The 13,853-nt window shown below is 69.5% G+C and carries 12 protein-coding genes; 6 read left to right on the top strand and 6 right to left on the bottom strand.

Going from position 1 to position 13,853, the window contains the following annotated elements:
* Window positions 1-7: 7 nt before the first annotated feature.
* The 6 genes from gyrB to dnaA form a co-directional block, all read right to left on the bottom strand.
* Window positions 8-2,107 carry a DNA topoisomerase (ATP-hydrolyzing) subunit B gene (gyrB, locus tag OHB09_RS16580; protein WP_040895875.1) on the bottom strand — a complete coding sequence of 700 codons (2,100 nt, stop codon included), beginning with the start codon at window positions 2,105-2,107 and terminating at the stop codon, window positions 8-10.
* 480 nt (window positions 2,108-2,587) lie between these two features.
* A complete protein-coding gene (locus OHB09_RS16575) occupies window positions 2,588-3,151 on the bottom strand; it encodes a DUF721 domain-containing protein (protein ID WP_006141290.1) in 564 nt (187 codons plus the stop codon).
* Window positions 3,148-4,269, bottom strand: coding sequence for a DNA replication/repair protein RecF (gene recF / locus OHB09_RS16570; RefSeq protein ID WP_328922169.1), 1,122 nt, complete (start codon window positions 4,267-4,269; stop codon window positions 3,148-3,150). Before recF ends, OHB09_RS16575 begins: the two co-directional genes overlap by 4 nt.
* 69 nt (window positions 4,270-4,338) lie before the next feature.
* Complete coding sequence (gene gnd / locus OHB09_RS16565; RefSeq protein WP_328922168.1) at window positions 4,339-5,214, bottom strand: phosphogluconate dehydrogenase (NAD(+)-dependent, decarboxylating); 876 nt, start codon at window positions 5,212-5,214, stop codon at window positions 4,339-4,341.
* Window positions 5,215-5,408: 194 nt separating this feature from the next.
* A complete protein-coding gene (gene dnaN, locus OHB09_RS16560) occupies window positions 5,409-6,539 on the bottom strand; it encodes a DNA polymerase III subunit beta (RefSeq protein WP_006141293.1) in 1,131 nt (376 codons plus the stop codon).
* A gap of 1,007 nt (window positions 6,540-7,546) precedes the next feature.
* Window positions 7,547-9,703 (bottom strand): chromosomal replication initiator protein DnaA, encoded by a 2,157-nt coding sequence (dnaA, locus tag OHB09_RS16555; RefSeq protein WP_328728974.1) that lies wholly within the window; start codon window positions 9,701-9,703, stop codon window positions 7,547-7,549.
* Window positions 9,704-10,130: 427 nt separating this feature from the next.
* Between dnaA and rpmH the strand changes: the two genes are divergently transcribed.
* The 6 genes from rpmH (at window position 10,131) to rsmG (ending at window position 13,709) form a co-directional block, all read left to right on the top strand.
* Window positions 10,131-10,268 carry a 50S ribosomal protein L34 gene (rpmH, locus tag OHB09_RS16550; RefSeq protein ID WP_006141295.1) on the top strand — a complete coding sequence of 46 codons (138 nt, stop codon included), beginning with the start codon at window positions 10,131-10,133 and terminating at the stop codon, window positions 10,266-10,268.
* An 18-nt stretch (window positions 10,269-10,286) separates the two neighbouring features.
* A complete protein-coding gene (gene rnpA / locus OHB09_RS16545) occupies window positions 10,287-10,658 on the top strand; it encodes a ribonuclease P protein component (protein ID WP_006141296.1) in 372 nt (123 codons plus the stop codon).
* The gene (gene yidD / locus OHB09_RS16540) at window positions 10,655-11,011 is read left to right on the top strand and encodes a membrane protein insertion efficiency factor YidD (protein WP_006141297.1); all 357 of its coding nucleotides are present in this window, start codon (window positions 10,655-10,657) and stop codon (window positions 11,009-11,011) included. Before rnpA ends, yidD begins: the two co-directional genes overlap by 4 nt.
* A gap of 3 nt (window positions 11,012-11,014) precedes the next feature.
* Complete coding sequence (yidC, locus tag OHB09_RS16535) at window positions 11,015-12,346, top strand: membrane protein insertase YidC (RefSeq protein ID WP_319116671.1); 1,332 nt, start codon at window positions 11,015-11,017, stop codon at window positions 12,344-12,346.
* A 15-nt stretch (window positions 12,347-12,361) separates the two neighbouring features.
* The gene (locus OHB09_RS16530) at window positions 12,362-12,874 is read left to right on the top strand and encodes a Jag family protein (protein ID WP_093591164.1); all 513 of its coding nucleotides are present in this window, start codon (window positions 12,362-12,364) and stop codon (window positions 12,872-12,874) included.
* Window positions 12,875-12,992: 118 nt separating this feature from the next.
* A complete protein-coding gene (gene rsmG / locus OHB09_RS16525) occupies window positions 12,993-13,709 on the top strand; it encodes a 16S rRNA (guanine(527)-N(7))-methyltransferase RsmG (RefSeq protein WP_040895878.1) in 717 nt (238 codons plus the stop codon).
* Window positions 13,710-13,853: the final 144 nt, after the last annotated feature.

Here is a 13,853-nt window from a genome sequence, read left to right as displayed (position 1 = left end):
GACCGACTCAGATGTCGAGGAAGCGGACGTCCTTGGCGTTGCGCTGGATGAACGCGCGGCGGGCCTCGACGTCCTCGCCCATGAGGACGGAGAAGAGGTCGTCCGCCTGGGCGGCGTCGTCGAGGGTGACCTGGCCGAGGACGCGGTGGTCGACGTCCATGGTGGTGATCCGCAGCTCCTCGGCGTTCATCTCGCCCAGGCCCTTGAAGCGCTGGATCGAGTCGTCGCGCACGCGCTTGCCGTTGTTGCGGCCGAGCTCGATCAGCGCGTCGCGCTCGCGGTCGGAGTAGGCGTACTCGAAGTCGTCCCGGCCCCACTTGATCTTGAACAGCGGGGGACGGGAGAGGAACACGTGTCCGGCCTCGACGAGCGGCCGCATGAAGCGGAACAGGAAGGTCAGCAGCAGGGTGTTGATGTGCTGGCCGTCGACGTCGGCGTCCGCCATCAGAATGATCTTGTGATAGCGGAGCTTCTCGATGTCGAAGTCCTCGTGCACACCCGTGCCGAAGGCGGAGATCAGCGCCTGGATCTCCTGGTTCTGCAGGATCTTGTCGATCCGCGCCTTCTCGACGTTGAGGATCTTGCCGCGGATCGGGAGGATCGCCTGGTACTCCGGGTTCCGGCCGGACTTGGCCGAGCCGCCGGCGGAGTCGCCCTCGACGATGAAGATCTCGCACTTGGTCGGGTCGTTCGACTGGCAGTCCGACAGCTTGCCCGGCAGGGAGGCCGATTCGAGCAGGCCCTTGCGGCGGGTCAGGTCACGCGCCTTGCGGGCCGCCACGCGGGCCGTGGCCGCCTGGATCGACTTGCGGATGATGTCCGCGGCCTCGTTGGGGTTGCGGTCCAGCCAGTCGGTCAGGTGCTCGTGCACGACCTTCTGGACGAAGGTCTTCGCCTCGGTGTTGCCCAGTTTGGTCTTCGTCTGGCCCTCGAACTGGGGCTCGCCCAGCTTGACCGAGATGATCGCGGTGAGACCCTCGCGGATGTCGTCGCCCGTGAGGTTGTCGTCCTTCTCCCGCAGCAGCTTCTTGTCGCGCGCGTACCGGTTGATCAGACCGGTGAGCGCCGCGCGGAAGCCCTCCTCGTGCGTACCGCCCTCATGCGTGTGGATGGTGTTGGCGAAGGAGTACACACCCTCGCTGTAACCGTTGTTCCACTGCATCGCGACCTCGAGGGACAGCATCCTGTCCTTGTCCTCGGCCTCGATGTCGATCACGGAGGGGTGGACGATCTCGCCCTTGCGCGCGTTCAGGTACTTCACGAAGTCGACGATGCCGCCCTCGTAGTGGTACGTGACGGACTTGACCTCTTCCTTCTCGTCGGCGCCCGCCTCGTCCGCCCCGCTGGTGGCCTTGGCCGACTCGCGCTCGTCCGTGAGCCTGATCGTCAGGCCCTTGTTGAGGAACGCCATCTCCTGGAAGCGGCGCGAGAGCGTCTCGAAGGAGTACTCGGTCGTCTCGAAGATGTCGCCGTCGGCCCAGAAGGTCACCGACGTGCCGGTCTCCTCCGTCGCCTCGTTCTTGACGAGCGGGGCCGTCGGCACACCGAGCTTGTAGTCCTGCGTCCAGCGGTACCCGTCCGTCCGCACCTCGACGGCGACCTTGGTCGACAGCGCGTTCACCACGGAGACGCCCACGCCGTGCAGACCGCCGGAGACCGCGTAGCCGCCCCCGCCGAACTTCCCGCCCGCGTGCAGGACCGTCAGCACGACCTCCACGGCCGGCTTGCCCTCGGAGGGGACGATGCCCACCGGGATGCCTCGGCCGTTGTCGACGACCCGGACGCCGCCGTCGGCGAGGATCGTGACGTCGATGGTGTCCGCGTGACCGGCCAGCGCCTCGTCGACGGAGTTGTCCACGACCTCGTACACCAGGTGGTGCAGACCGCGCTCACCGGTCGAGCCGATGTACATGCCGGGTCGCTTGCGGACCGCGTCAAGACCCTCGAGCACGGTGATGGCGCTGGCGTCGTACGCGGGCGAACCCTCGCCGGCGGGGGAACCGGAGGAGGAGGTCGGACCCGGGTCGTGCGCGCCGGCGTCGGTGGACGGGATGTTCTCGTTGGGGTTGCCGGAATCGGCCACGAAGCGCCCTTTCTGGCACAGCACAAGCCAAACTCGCGGCGGGTGACCGGAGCGGCTGCGGCATGTTGCGTTGGTAAGCCTTGCTCAGCGTTGCTCGGTGTGCTCGGTGTGTGTCCCACAAGCGGGGCGGGATTGCTTCCAGTCTACCGGTAGCGCTGACACTGATGGGGGTTTGCCGGTACCTGGGTCCGCATGTGCCGCCCTCAACCGGGCTCGGCCGACTCCCCATATTCGGAGCGGGGCCCCAAGAGGCTCACAGCGGCACTCAGCGCTTCCGGGTGTCAACCCTCCGCAAGAGGGCGGACAGAGGCCCGTTCGCAACCGCGTGGGTTCCGTTTTCCCCGCTCTGACGTGCGGTTTCTCCGCTTTGATGGCGAGTTGTGGAGGAGGTGTGGCAGCCGGTGCGCGCCGGCGGACCACTCCGCGGCTCCTGGGCGCCCGCGCGGGCGTGCGAACGACGGGCACAGGCGCGAGGTGCCCCTGCCCCGCGAGACGTGACGCAGCTCACCCGTAGGTGTCGCCGGGACCGGTGCTTCCGGGGGCCCTGAGCGGCCCGTAACGGCGTGCGGGACCCCCCGGACCCTGCACCTTGATCTGCCGGACGGCACCGTGGCCGAGGTCCTCGTTGAGACGGGCGACGAGCTGGGGGGCGAGCAGCCGCAGATTCGTCGCCCACGCCGTGGAGTCGCAGCGCACGGTCAGCACCCGCTCGTCCTCGTCGTACCGCTCCGGGACGCAGTGCCGGGCCAGTTCCTCGCCGACGATCGCAGGCCAGCGGCCCATGACCCCGCCCACCGCGGCGGGCGTCTCCCAGCCCCGCTCGGTGATCAGCCGGTTGATGGCGGCGCCGAGCGCCAGGGGGTCGCGGCCGTCCCGCCGTGCGCCGGAGCGCGCGCCGCCCTGGCGCCGGCCGCCCCGCCGCTGCTGCGCCGCCGCCTCGCCCCGGGCGCGTGCCTGCTCCTTGGCGGCGCGCAGCGCAACCCGGGCGAGGTCCACGCCGGAGGGCTCGGGGGCCTTGCCCGGGGTCCCGCCGGGCTGCGCGCCGGGGGCCGGCTCGTCGGTCGTCATGCGCGCTCCACCGTTCCCCCGGACACGGTGTACCGCGCCCCCGCCAGTACGTCCGGTACGTCGTCGTCGACCGCGGCGGTCACCAGCACCTGCTCGCCGGGAGCGACCAGTTCGGCCAGCCGCTCACGGCGCCGGACGTCCAGCTCGGCGAAGACGTCGTCCAGGACGAGCACCGGCTCGTTGCCCTCGGCGCGCAACAGATCGTAGGAGGCCAGCCGCAGCGCCAGCGCGTACGACCAGGACTCGCCGTGCGAGGCGTATCCCTTGGCCGGCAGCTGCCCGAGCTTGAGCAGCAGGTCGTCGCGGTGGGGTCCGACGAGCGTCACGCCCCGCTCGATCTCCTGCTTGCGTGCCTCGGCCAGCGCCGCCAGAAGCTGTTCGTGCAGGTCCTCGCGGGTGTGCGCCTCGCCGGGCGCCGAGGGTCTGTACTCCAGGCCGACCGGACCCCCGCCGGGCGCGAGCTGCTCGTAGGCCTTGTCGGTGAGCGGGCGCAGGGCGGCGATCAGGTCCAGCCGCCGGGCGAGGAGTTCGGCGCCCGCGCGGGCCAGGTGCTGGTCCCACACGTCGAGCGTGGACAGGTCCAACGAGCGGCCGCCGTGCCGCCGGGCCAGCGCGGCCGACTTCAGCAGGGTGTTGCGCTGCTTGAGCACCCGGTCGTAGTCGGAGCGCACTCCGGCCATGCGGGGCGAGCGGGCGGTGATCAGCTCGTCCAGGAAGCGCCGGCGCTCCCCGGGGTCACCCTTGACCAGGGCCAGGTCCTCGGGCGCGAACAGCACGGTGCGCACGATGCCGAGCACGTCCCGGGGCCTGACCTGCGAGGAACGGTTGATGCGGGCACGGTTGGCCCGGCCGGGGTTGAGCTCCAGCTCCAGGAGCTGCTGCCGCTCGCCCTGCCGGACCTGGGCGCGCACGATGGCCCGCTCGGCCCCCATGCGGACCAGGGGCGCGTCGGAGGACACGCGGTGGGAGCCGAGCGTGGCCAGGTAGCCGACGGCCTCGACCAGGTTGGTCTTGCCCTGGCCGTTGGGCCCGACGAACGCCGTGACGCCCACGTCGAGCGGGACCTCCACGTGCGCGTAGGAGCGGAAGTCGGCCAGCGACAGATGCGTGACGTGCATGGTCGTTCGCCGACCTCCCCAGCCTTCGGGTCCTGCTTGCTTCGTGTCCGGTCGCCTGTGGCGGCGGGGTTACTTCTTCTCCACCGCGTGCCCGCCGAACTGGTTGCGCAGCGCGGCGATCATCTTCATCTGCGGCGAGTCCTCCTGCCGGGAGGAGAACCGCGCGAACAGCGAGGCCGTGATCGCGGGCAGCGGCACGGCGTGGTCGATGGCGGCCTCCACGGTCCACCGGCCCTCGCCGGAGTCCTGCGCGTACCCCTTCAACTCCGTCAGGTGCTCGTCCTCGTCGAGGGCGTTGACCGCGAGGTCGAGCAGCCAGGAGCGGATGACGGTGCCCTCCTGCCAGGAGCGGAAGACCTCCCGCACGTCCGTGACGGAGTCGGCCTTCTCCAAGAGCTCCCAGCCCTCGGCGTAGGCCTGCATCATGGCGTACTCGATGCCGTTGTGGACCATCTTCGCGAAGTGCCCGGCGCCGACCTTGCCGGCGTGCACCGCGCCGAAGTCGCCCTCCGGCTTGAGCGCCTCGAAGACCGGCCGCACCGCGGCGACGTGCTCCGCGTCGCCGCCGTACATGAGCGCGTAGCCGTTCTCCAGGCCCCAGACGCCGCCGGAGACTCCGCAGTCGACGAAGCCGATGCCCTTGGCGGCCAGCTCCTGCGCGTGCCTCTCGTCGTCCGTCCAGCGGGAGTTGCCGCCGTCCACGACCACGTCGCCGGGGTCGAGCAGTTCGGCCAGCTCGTCGATCGTGGACTGGGTGGGGGCTCCGGCCGGGACCATCACCCACACGACCCGCGGGGCCTCCAGCTTGCCCACAAGCTCCTCGAGGCTGTGGACATCGGCGAGATCCGGGTTGCGGTCGTACCCGATGACGGTGTGACCGGCACGGCGTATGCGCTCGCGCATGTTGCCGCCCATCTTGCCGAGGCCGACGAGACCGAGCTCCATCAGTTGTTTTCCTTAGGTTGCGACGTGGCGGGAAGAGCACTGGCGTACCGGGAAGGCACTGGCGTGCCCGCGTCCGAGCCTAAACCCGGACGCGTGCGCACATCCGTGGGCATACGCGCTCAGACGTACGCCGTCACCTGGGCTTTCGCCGCCACGGCCGACCGCCGTCGAGGCGGCCGACCGGTCCGTCGGGCTCAGCCGCTCAGCCGCACCGGCATGATCAGGTACTTGTAGGCCTCGTCCGCCTCCGCGTCCAGGGCCGGCTTGCCGCTGAGCAGGGCCGGCTTGGTGGACGTCGTGAACGACAGCTGAGCGACCGGGGAGTCGATCGCGCTCAGGCCGTCCAGCAGGAACGTGGGGTTGAAGGCGATCGAGATGTCGTCGCCCTCGAGCTGGGCGTCGACCCTTTCCACAGCCTGTGCGTCGTCGCTGGAACCGGCCTCCAGGATCAGCACGCCCTGCTCGAAACTCAGCCGCACCGGGGTGTTGCGCTCGGCGACCAGGGCCACGCGCTTGACGGCCTCCACGAAGGGGGCGGTCTCGATCACGGCGACGCTGTTGAACTCCGTGGGGAACAGCGTCTTGTACTTCGGGAGGTCGCCCTCGAGCAGTCGCGTGGTCGTGCGGCGGCCCGCGCCCTCGAAGCCGATCAGGCCCTCGCCCGCGCCCGAACCCGCGAGCGCCAGGATGACCTGGTCGCCGCTGGTGAGCGCCTTGGCGGTGTCCTGGAGCGTCTTGGCGGGCACCAGGGCGACCGCGGAGATGTCCGGGTTCTCCGGCTTCCACAGGAACTCGCGGACCGCGAAGCGGTAGCGGTCGGTGGACGCCAGCGTCACCGAGTCGCCCTCGATCTCGATGCGGACACCGGTGAGCACGGGCAGCGTGTCGTCGCGGCCGGCCGCGGTGGCCACCTGCTGCACGGCGGAGGCGAACACCTCGCCAGGGACGGTGCCCGTGGCGTTCGGCATCTGCGGCAGCGAGGGGTACTCCTCCACGGGCAGGGTGTGGAGGGTGAAGCGCGAGGAGCCGCACACCACCGTCGCCCGTACACCGTCTGTGGAAATCTCCACCGGCCGGTTGGGGAGGGCGCGCGAGATGTCGGCGAGCAGCCGCCCCGAGACGAGAACCGTGCCCTCCTCCTCGACCTCGGCCTCCACCGACACCCGTGCGGAGACCTCGTAGTCGAAGCTGGACAGGCTCAGCGCCCCGTCCTCCGCCTTGAGCAGCAGGCCGGCGAGGACCGGCGCCGGCGGACGGGCCGGGAGGCTGCGCGCCGCCCAGGCCACTGCCTCCGCGAGTACGTCGCGTTCCACCCGGATCTTCACCGTTGCCGCCTCCTGCTGTTGCCGGCGTCTGTCGCCCTGCTGGCCGTCGTCTGTCGTGGTGTCCCCGGTCCCTCGGCGGGGAAGAACACCGGGACCAGTCTGACGCACCGCACTGACAGTAGGTGCCCCTCGGGGTCAAGTCGTGACGAGGGGCGGTCGGGCAGCCGAGGGGCAGTTGTGCACAGGACCCGCTTCGAAACGGATTCCTCGCTCTAACTGGTTGGAAGTAGTAGTAGGGGCTGTGGATACCGTGGATAACCCCGTTTTCCCAGCTCAGGGCCCAAATTTTGTCCACTGACCCTGTGGGCGGAGCCCGTGGACAACCCGGGGTCTCTGTGGAGAACGGAAAGTTCTGCACACCCCGTGCACAGGGTGGGGCTACTTCTCCCCAGACGCGTCCCCAGCTTTCGCCGGGTTTCCCACAGCCCCGTCCGGCAGCTTCCTGTGACCTGTTTCACTCGACACGGTGAGAGCGGCTCTCGGCTTGCCGAACAGTGGACAGGGATGTGGAGAAGCGCCCTTTCGCTGGGGAAAACGCGCTCCCACCTGTGGGTTCCCCGTGGACAACCGTGTCCACCGCCTGTGGACCGCCGCTCTGTCCACAGCCTGTGGAGATCGTTCGTCCACGTATCCACAAGGCACTGACCTGCGGTGATCCATTTTGCCTCGGGGTGCCTGTGGACACAGTAGGGACAACTTCGCGGTCCCCAGGGTGTGGACGCGAAAAACCCGCCGAATCTGTGGAGGAAGGCCGTAACCCCGGGCTCAATTCGAACACCGGCGAGCGGGGTGGCGGTCGGCGAGCGGCGCGGCTCGGGGTGGTGCGGGGCGGTTCGCGGCGGCCCGGGGTGCCGCGGGGCGGGTGCGCGGAGCGGGTGCGCGGAGCGGGCGGAGGCCGGAACGCGGACGAGGGCGCCTCCGGAAGTGGTTCCGGGGGCGCCCTCGTCGCGAGGTGGCGTCGGTGCTGTCGGTGCTGTCGGTGCTGTCGGCCGGCCTCGGCCGCCGTGTCAGTCGCCGTTCTTGATGCGGTTGGTCAGCTCGGTGACCTGGTTGTAGATCGAGCGGCGCTCGGCCATCAGCGCGCGGATCTTGCGGTCGGCGTGCATCACGGTGGTGTGGTCACGACCGCCGAACTGCGCGCCGATCTTCGGCAGGGAGAGGTCCGTCAGCTCCCGGCACAGGTACATCGCGATCTGCCGGGCCGTCACCAGCGCACGGCCGCGCGAGGTGCCGCACAGATCCTCCACGGTGAGGCCGAAGTAGGCCGCCGTCGCCGCCATGATCGCCGGAGCGGTGATCTCGGGGGCCGTGTCCTCGCCGCCCGGGATCAGGTCCTTGAGGACGATCTCGGTCAGGCCGAGGTCGACCGGCTGCCGGTTCAGTGAGGCGAAGGCCGTCACCCGGATCAGCGCGCCCTCCAGCTCGCGGATGTTGCGCGAGATGCGGGAGGCGATGAACTCCAGCACCTCCGGCGGGGCGTTGAGCTGCTCCTGGACCGCCTTCTTGCGCAGGATCGCGATACGCGTCTCCAGCTCCGGCGGCTGGACGTCGGTGATCAGCCCCCACTCGAAGCGGTTGCGGAGCCGGTCCTCCAGCGTGACGAGCTGCTTGGGCGGCCGGTCGGAGGAGAGCACGATCTGCTTGTTGGCGTTGTGCAGGGTGTTGAAGGTGTGGAAGAACTCCTCCTGCGTCGACTCCTTGTCCGCGAGGAACTGGATGTCGTCGACGAGCAGGATGTCCATCTCCCGGTACCGCTTGCGGAAGCTGTCGCCCTTGCCGTCGCGGATGGAGTTGATGAACTCGTTGGTGAACTCCTCGGAACTCACGTACCGCACGCGGGTGCCCGGGTACAGGCTGCGCGCGTAGTGACCGATGGCGTGCAGCAGGTGCGTCTTGCCGAGCCCGGACTCCCCGTAGATGAACAGCGGGTTGTACGCCTTCGCCGGTGCCTCGGCGACGGCCACGGCAGCCGCGTGCGCGAAGCGGTTGGACGCGCCGATGACGAAGGTGTCGAACAGGTATTTGGGGTTCAGGCGGGCGGTGGGTTCGCCGGGGCCGGTCGCCGGGGCCGGCTGCGCGGCGAGCGGGCCGGGGGCGCCGGTGGTGGGCAGATGCGGACCGACCGGCCCGCCGCGGTGCACATGGCCGGTGCCGGGCGAGGGCTCGGACAGCTCGCGGCGCTGTCCGTAGTCGGGGCGCTGCTGCTCGTGCTCGGAGCGGGACTGGTCGTAGTCGCCGCGCGGGGAGTCGTAGTCCGGTCGCGGCTGCTCGTAGGACGGGCGGTCGAGCGACGGGTTGCGGTAGTCCGGGGCCGGTGAGGCGTAGGGGTCGCGCTCGGGGAAGCCGAGGCGCTGCTGCTGCCAGCCGTAGTCCTCCTGCGGGCGGGGCCAGGCACCGGGCTCGGGACGCTGGTACTCGGCCGGGTAGGCGGGGCGGGCGGTCGGCAGCTGATCGCCGGGGCCGCCGGTGTGATGGTCGGGGCGGGGAGCCTGCCGATGGTCCTCGGCGCGGTGGCGGCCGTAGCCCTCGTATTCATTACGGGAGTCGCGTGCGTCACGGGCATCGCGGGAGTCACGCCCGTCGCGCATGTCACGGCTGTCGCGCACGTCACGGTTGTGCGGCTCGTAGGCCTCGCGGCCCTCGCGGCCGTCCCGTCCACGGGGTTCGTATCCCTCGCGCCCGCCGCGGCTGTCCCTGCCGTCGTAGTCGTAGGCGTCCCGGTTCGCGCCCTCGTACGGGTCCCGGCCGCGCTCCTCATAGCTCTCGTGGCCGCGCTCCTCGTAGGAGTCCCGGCCGCGGTCCTCGTACGCCTCGCGGTTCTGCGGGGCGGGCAGCTCGGGTTCCTCGTAGCGGGCCGGGGCGGTGGGCTGCGGCGCCGCGGGCTCACCCGAGGAGGCGTCCACGGTGATCGCGATGCGGATCGGACGGCCGCACTCGCGGCTCAGGGTCTCGCTGACGACGGGGGCGAGCCGGCCCTCCAGCACGTTCTTCGCGAACTCGTTGGGGACCGCGAGCAGTGCGGTGTCGGCGACCAGCGCCAGCGGCTGACACCGCCGGATCCAGTGCTCGTCCTTGGTCTCGACGCCCTGTCCGCGGCCCTCTCCGAGGAGTTGTTCCAGTACGCGTGGCCACACTGCGGCAAGATCGGCAGGTACGTCAGCCACAGGGCACGCTCTCTCACGGGTCCCACGAACGTGTGGTTCGGGAACGGATCGGTTTGCGACTCGGGTCGGCCGGGCGGCCGCGGGGCCACGCCGGGTCAACGGCGGGAGAAGGGAACGAATCGACAGTCCAGCCACGGTAGTCAGCGCGGCCCGTACGGTTCAAGTTGTTGTCCCCAGCCTGTGGACAGTGTCCCCGAGGGGGACCTGGTTTGACCCGATGGCGCCGCCGCGCGTACCGTAACCAGGTCGAGTTGTCGATGGCTGCTGCCGCCTGCCTCCGATGGGCATAGATCACCCAGAGTGCTCCCACCAGGGCACATGCAGTGATCGGGAGCGGTGCACTCGGGCGTAATGCGAGCTACTCGTGGGCGCACGGTGACAGCCAGGTGACACCCGCCATCCATCGATTCATTACTGGAGCCCCCGAGTGAGCAAGCGCACCTTCCAGCCGAACAACCGTCGTCGTGCCAAGACCCACGGCTTCCGGCTTCGCATGCGCACCCGTGCCGGCCGCGCCATTCTGGCGTCCCGCCGCAGCAAGGGTCGCACCCGACTGTCCGCCTGATCGCATACAGGTCATGACGTGCTGCCCACCGAGAACCGGCTGAGGCGGCGCGAGGACTTCGCGACCGCGGTACGCCGAGGACGTCGGGCCGGACGCCCGCTACTCGTCGTCCATCTTCGCAGCGGTGTCACGGACCCGCACGCGACCGGGGAGAGTGCTTCCCCGACGCGTGCGGGTTTCGTCGTGAGCAAAGCAGTGGGCGGCGCGGTCGTCCGGAACAAGGTGAAGCGCAGGCTTCGCCATCTGATGCGCGACCGGGTCGACCTCGTGCCCACCGGTAGCCTGGTAGTCGTACGAGCCCTGCCCGGTGCGGGCGAGGCCGACCACTCACAGCTGGCCCGAGACCTGGATGCCGCTTTGGGACGGCTCCTGGGAGGGGGCGCGCGATGAAGTATCCGCTGCTGGCACTGATCAAGCTGTACCAGTGGACGATCAGTCCGCTGCTCGGCCCGGTCTGCAAGTACTACCCGTCGTGCTCGCACTATGGCTACACGGCTATCGACCGGCACGGTGCCCTCAAAGGGACGGCCCTGACCGCCTGGCGGATCCTGCGGTGCAACCCGTGGTCGCTCGGCGGTGTGGACCACGTTCCCGAACGCAAGCGTCCGCGGTGGCACCAGTCGCTGCGCAACGCATGGCGCGCACGCAAGGGCGGGCCCTCCGCCGCCGAACCGGCCCTCGAAGGACACCTCGTCCCCTCGAGCCCGGCCGCGAAGACCTCGTCCCATGCCCAAGGAGCATGATTAGTGGACACGATTGCCGGCTTTTTCAGCTTCATCACGACACCCGTTTCCTGGGTCATCGTCCAGTTCCACACGGTGTACGGCGCGATCTTCGGCGCCGACACGGGCTGGGCCTGGGGCCTGTCCATCGTGTCTCTGGTGATCCTCATCCGTATCTGCCTGATCCCGCTCTTCGTGAAGCAGATCAAGGCGACCCGGGCCATGCAGACGCTGCAGCCCGAGATGAAGAAGATCCAGGAGCGCTACAAGAACGACAAGCAGCGCCAGTCCGAAGAGATGATGAAGCTGTACAAGGAGACGGGTACCAACCCGCTCTCCTCGTGCCTTCCCATCCTGGCGCAGTCGCCGTTCTTCTTCGCCCTCTACCACGTGCTCAACGGCATCGCGACGGGCAAGACGATCGGCGTCATCAACGACGACCTGCTCGCCAGCGCCCGTAAGGCACACATCTTCGGCGCCCCGCTCGCGGCGAAGTTCATGGACAGCTCGGACAAGGTCGAGGCGCTCGGCGCCACGCTGACCGACGTCCGCGTCGTGACCGCGGTCATGATCGTCCTGATGTCGTTCTCGCAGTTCTACACGCAGCGCCAGCTGATGACGAAGAACGTGGACACGACGGTCAAGACGCCGTTCATGCAGCAGCAGAAGATGCTGATGTACGTCTTCCCGGTGATGTTCGCCGTCTTCGGCATCAACTTCCCGGTCGGTGTGCTCGTCTACTGGCTGACCACCAACGTGTGGACCATGGGCCAGCAGATGTACGTCATCCGCAACAACCCGACCCCCGGTTCCAAGGCCCAGGCGGCCTACCTGGAGCGGCTGCACAAGCACGTCACGAACCACGGCAAGACCCGCAACCGCCGTGAGCGCGCCATCGTCAAGGCGATCGTCGCCAAGGGCCGTGACCGCAACGAGTTCGAGCGCAAGTTCATCAACGGTCTGACCAAGTCCGGACTGGCCGCTCAGCCCGACGGCAACGTCGTGAAGAGCGAGGGCTCGGTCGCCACCCTGACCGCCGAGGACGGCGCGCCCACGACGACGGCCGCTCCCAAGCGTCAGCAGCCCAAGCGGCAGTCCAAGGCGCAGCGTCAGTCGGGTGCCGCGAAGGCGGCCGGTGAGTCGACCGCGGCCAATGCCTCGGATGCCTCGGGGTCCTCGGATTCCGGTGCCTCGGAGCCGACCTCGCTGAGCAAGTCCGAGCAGCCCAAGGACGCCTCACAGCCCGCGGCCCGGAAGGCGGGCACCCCGAAGTCCGGTTCCGGCGGTCGCAGCAAGGCCCAGTCCGGGCAGCGCAAGGGCGGCCCACAGCGGCCCAAGTCCCCGTCCAAGAAGTAAGAAGGAGTCCATCCCGTGACGGAAGGCACCACCTCCGCCGCTGCCGAGGGCGCGGACAATCTGACCCGCCTGGAGCAGGAGGGTGAGATCGCCGCGGACTACCTCGAGGGTCTGCTCGACATCGCCGACCTCGACGGTGACATCGACATGGACGTCGAGGCGGACCGCGCGGCTGTCTCGATCATCAGCGACACCGGCGGCCGTGATCTGCAGAAGCTGGTCGGCCGGGACGGCGAGGTGCTCGAGGCCCTCCAGGAGCTCACGCGCCTGGCCGTGCACCGGGAGACCGGCGACCGCAGCCGGCTGATGCTGGACATCGCCGGCTACCGGGCCCACAAGCGCGCCGAACTCTCGGAACTGGGGGCCAAGACCGCCGCCGAGGTCAAGAGCAGTGGCGAGGCCGTGAAGATGCAGCCGATGACCCCCTTCGAGCGCAAGGTGGTGCACGACGCGGTCAAGGCCGCCGGACTGCGCAGCGAGTCCGAGGGCGAGGAGCCGCAGCGCTTCGTCGTCGTGCTTCCTGCCTGATCCGGTACGTACGTCCCTCCGGCCCCGTCTGTTGCGCAGACGGGGCCGGACTTTGTCAGCCTGATACCCCTGGTGGCCAGCGCCCGGCGCGCTGAAGCCGTACGGAAGGACGGTCCCCGTGACGGAGGCAGCTGAGCTCCCCCCGGCGCCCGAAGAGGCGCGCGCGGTCTTCGGTGATCGCTTCGCGGATGCGGTGCGCTACGCGGAACTACTGGCCGAGACCGGTGTGCAGCGCGGCCTCATCGGCCCCCGCGAGGTTCCCCGTCTGTGGGAGCGACACCTGCTGAACTGCGCCGTGCTCTCGGAGGTCGTGCCCCAGTCGGTGACCGTGTGCGATGTCGGCTCCGGTGCTGGGCTCCCCGGTATCCCCCTGGCGCTCGTCCGTGAGGACCTGAAGATCACGCTGCTCGAGCCCCTGCTGCGGCGCACCAATTTCCTCACCGAGGTCGTCGAGTTGCTGGGCCTGGACCATGTGACCGTCGTCCGTGGCCGCGCCGAGGAGGTCATGGGCCAGCTGCCACCGGTTCATGTGGTGACCGCGCGGGCGGTGGCGCCGCTGGACCGTCTCGCCACCTGGGGGATCCCCCTGCTGCGTCCCTATGGGGAGATGCTGGCACTGAAGGGCGACGCGGCAGAGGAAGAGCTGAAGAGCGCCGCCGTCGCGCTGACCAAGCTGGGAGCCGTCGAGACTTCCATCCTGCATGTCGGTGAAGGCGTGGTGGACCCGCGCTCCACCGTGGTCCGGGTCGAGGTAGGAGAGAGTCCGGGCGGGGTCCGCTTCGCCGCCAAGCGGGCCAAGGCGGCGCGCACGGGACGGACACGGCGACGCCGCTGAGGGCGTCGGGTACGGGTGTGGCTGCCTCGCTGAGAATGCCGCGTACTCCACACATGCAGGCATAGCGGTGCGATACGGAGTGTCGCAGGGGTCTGCCTCCGACCGCTGTGCATCGTGTTTCACGTGAAACATCGCTCATTGCTG

The sequence above is a fragment of the Streptomyces griseoaurantiacus genome (assembly GCF_036189845.1).
Taxonomy (GTDB): domain Bacteria; phylum Actinomycetota; class Actinomycetes; order Streptomycetales; family Streptomycetaceae; genus Streptomyces; species Streptomyces griseoaurantiacus.
The sequence above is the reverse complement of the archived record's forward strand: the minus strand, read 5'-3'. Positions and strand labels throughout refer to the sequence as shown.

What these genes read in the sequence shown, in the direction of transcription:
- OHB09_RS16575 (WP_006141290.1), bottom strand. Translation starts at nt 3,151, where the DNA reads ATGACGACCGACGAGCCGGCCCCCGGCGCGCAGCCCGGCGGGACCCCG.
- recF (WP_328922169.1), bottom strand. Translation starts at nt 4,269, where the DNA reads ATGCACGTCACGCATCTGTCGCTGGCCGACTTCCGCTCCTACGCGCAC.
- gnd (WP_328922168.1), bottom strand. Translation starts at nt 5,214, where the DNA reads ATGGAGCTCGGTCTCGTCGGCCTCGGCAAGATGGGCGGCAACATGCGC.
- yidD (WP_006141297.1), top strand. Translation starts at nt 10,655, where the DNA reads ATGAAGTATCCGCTGCTGGCACTGATCAAGCTGTACCAGTGGACGATC.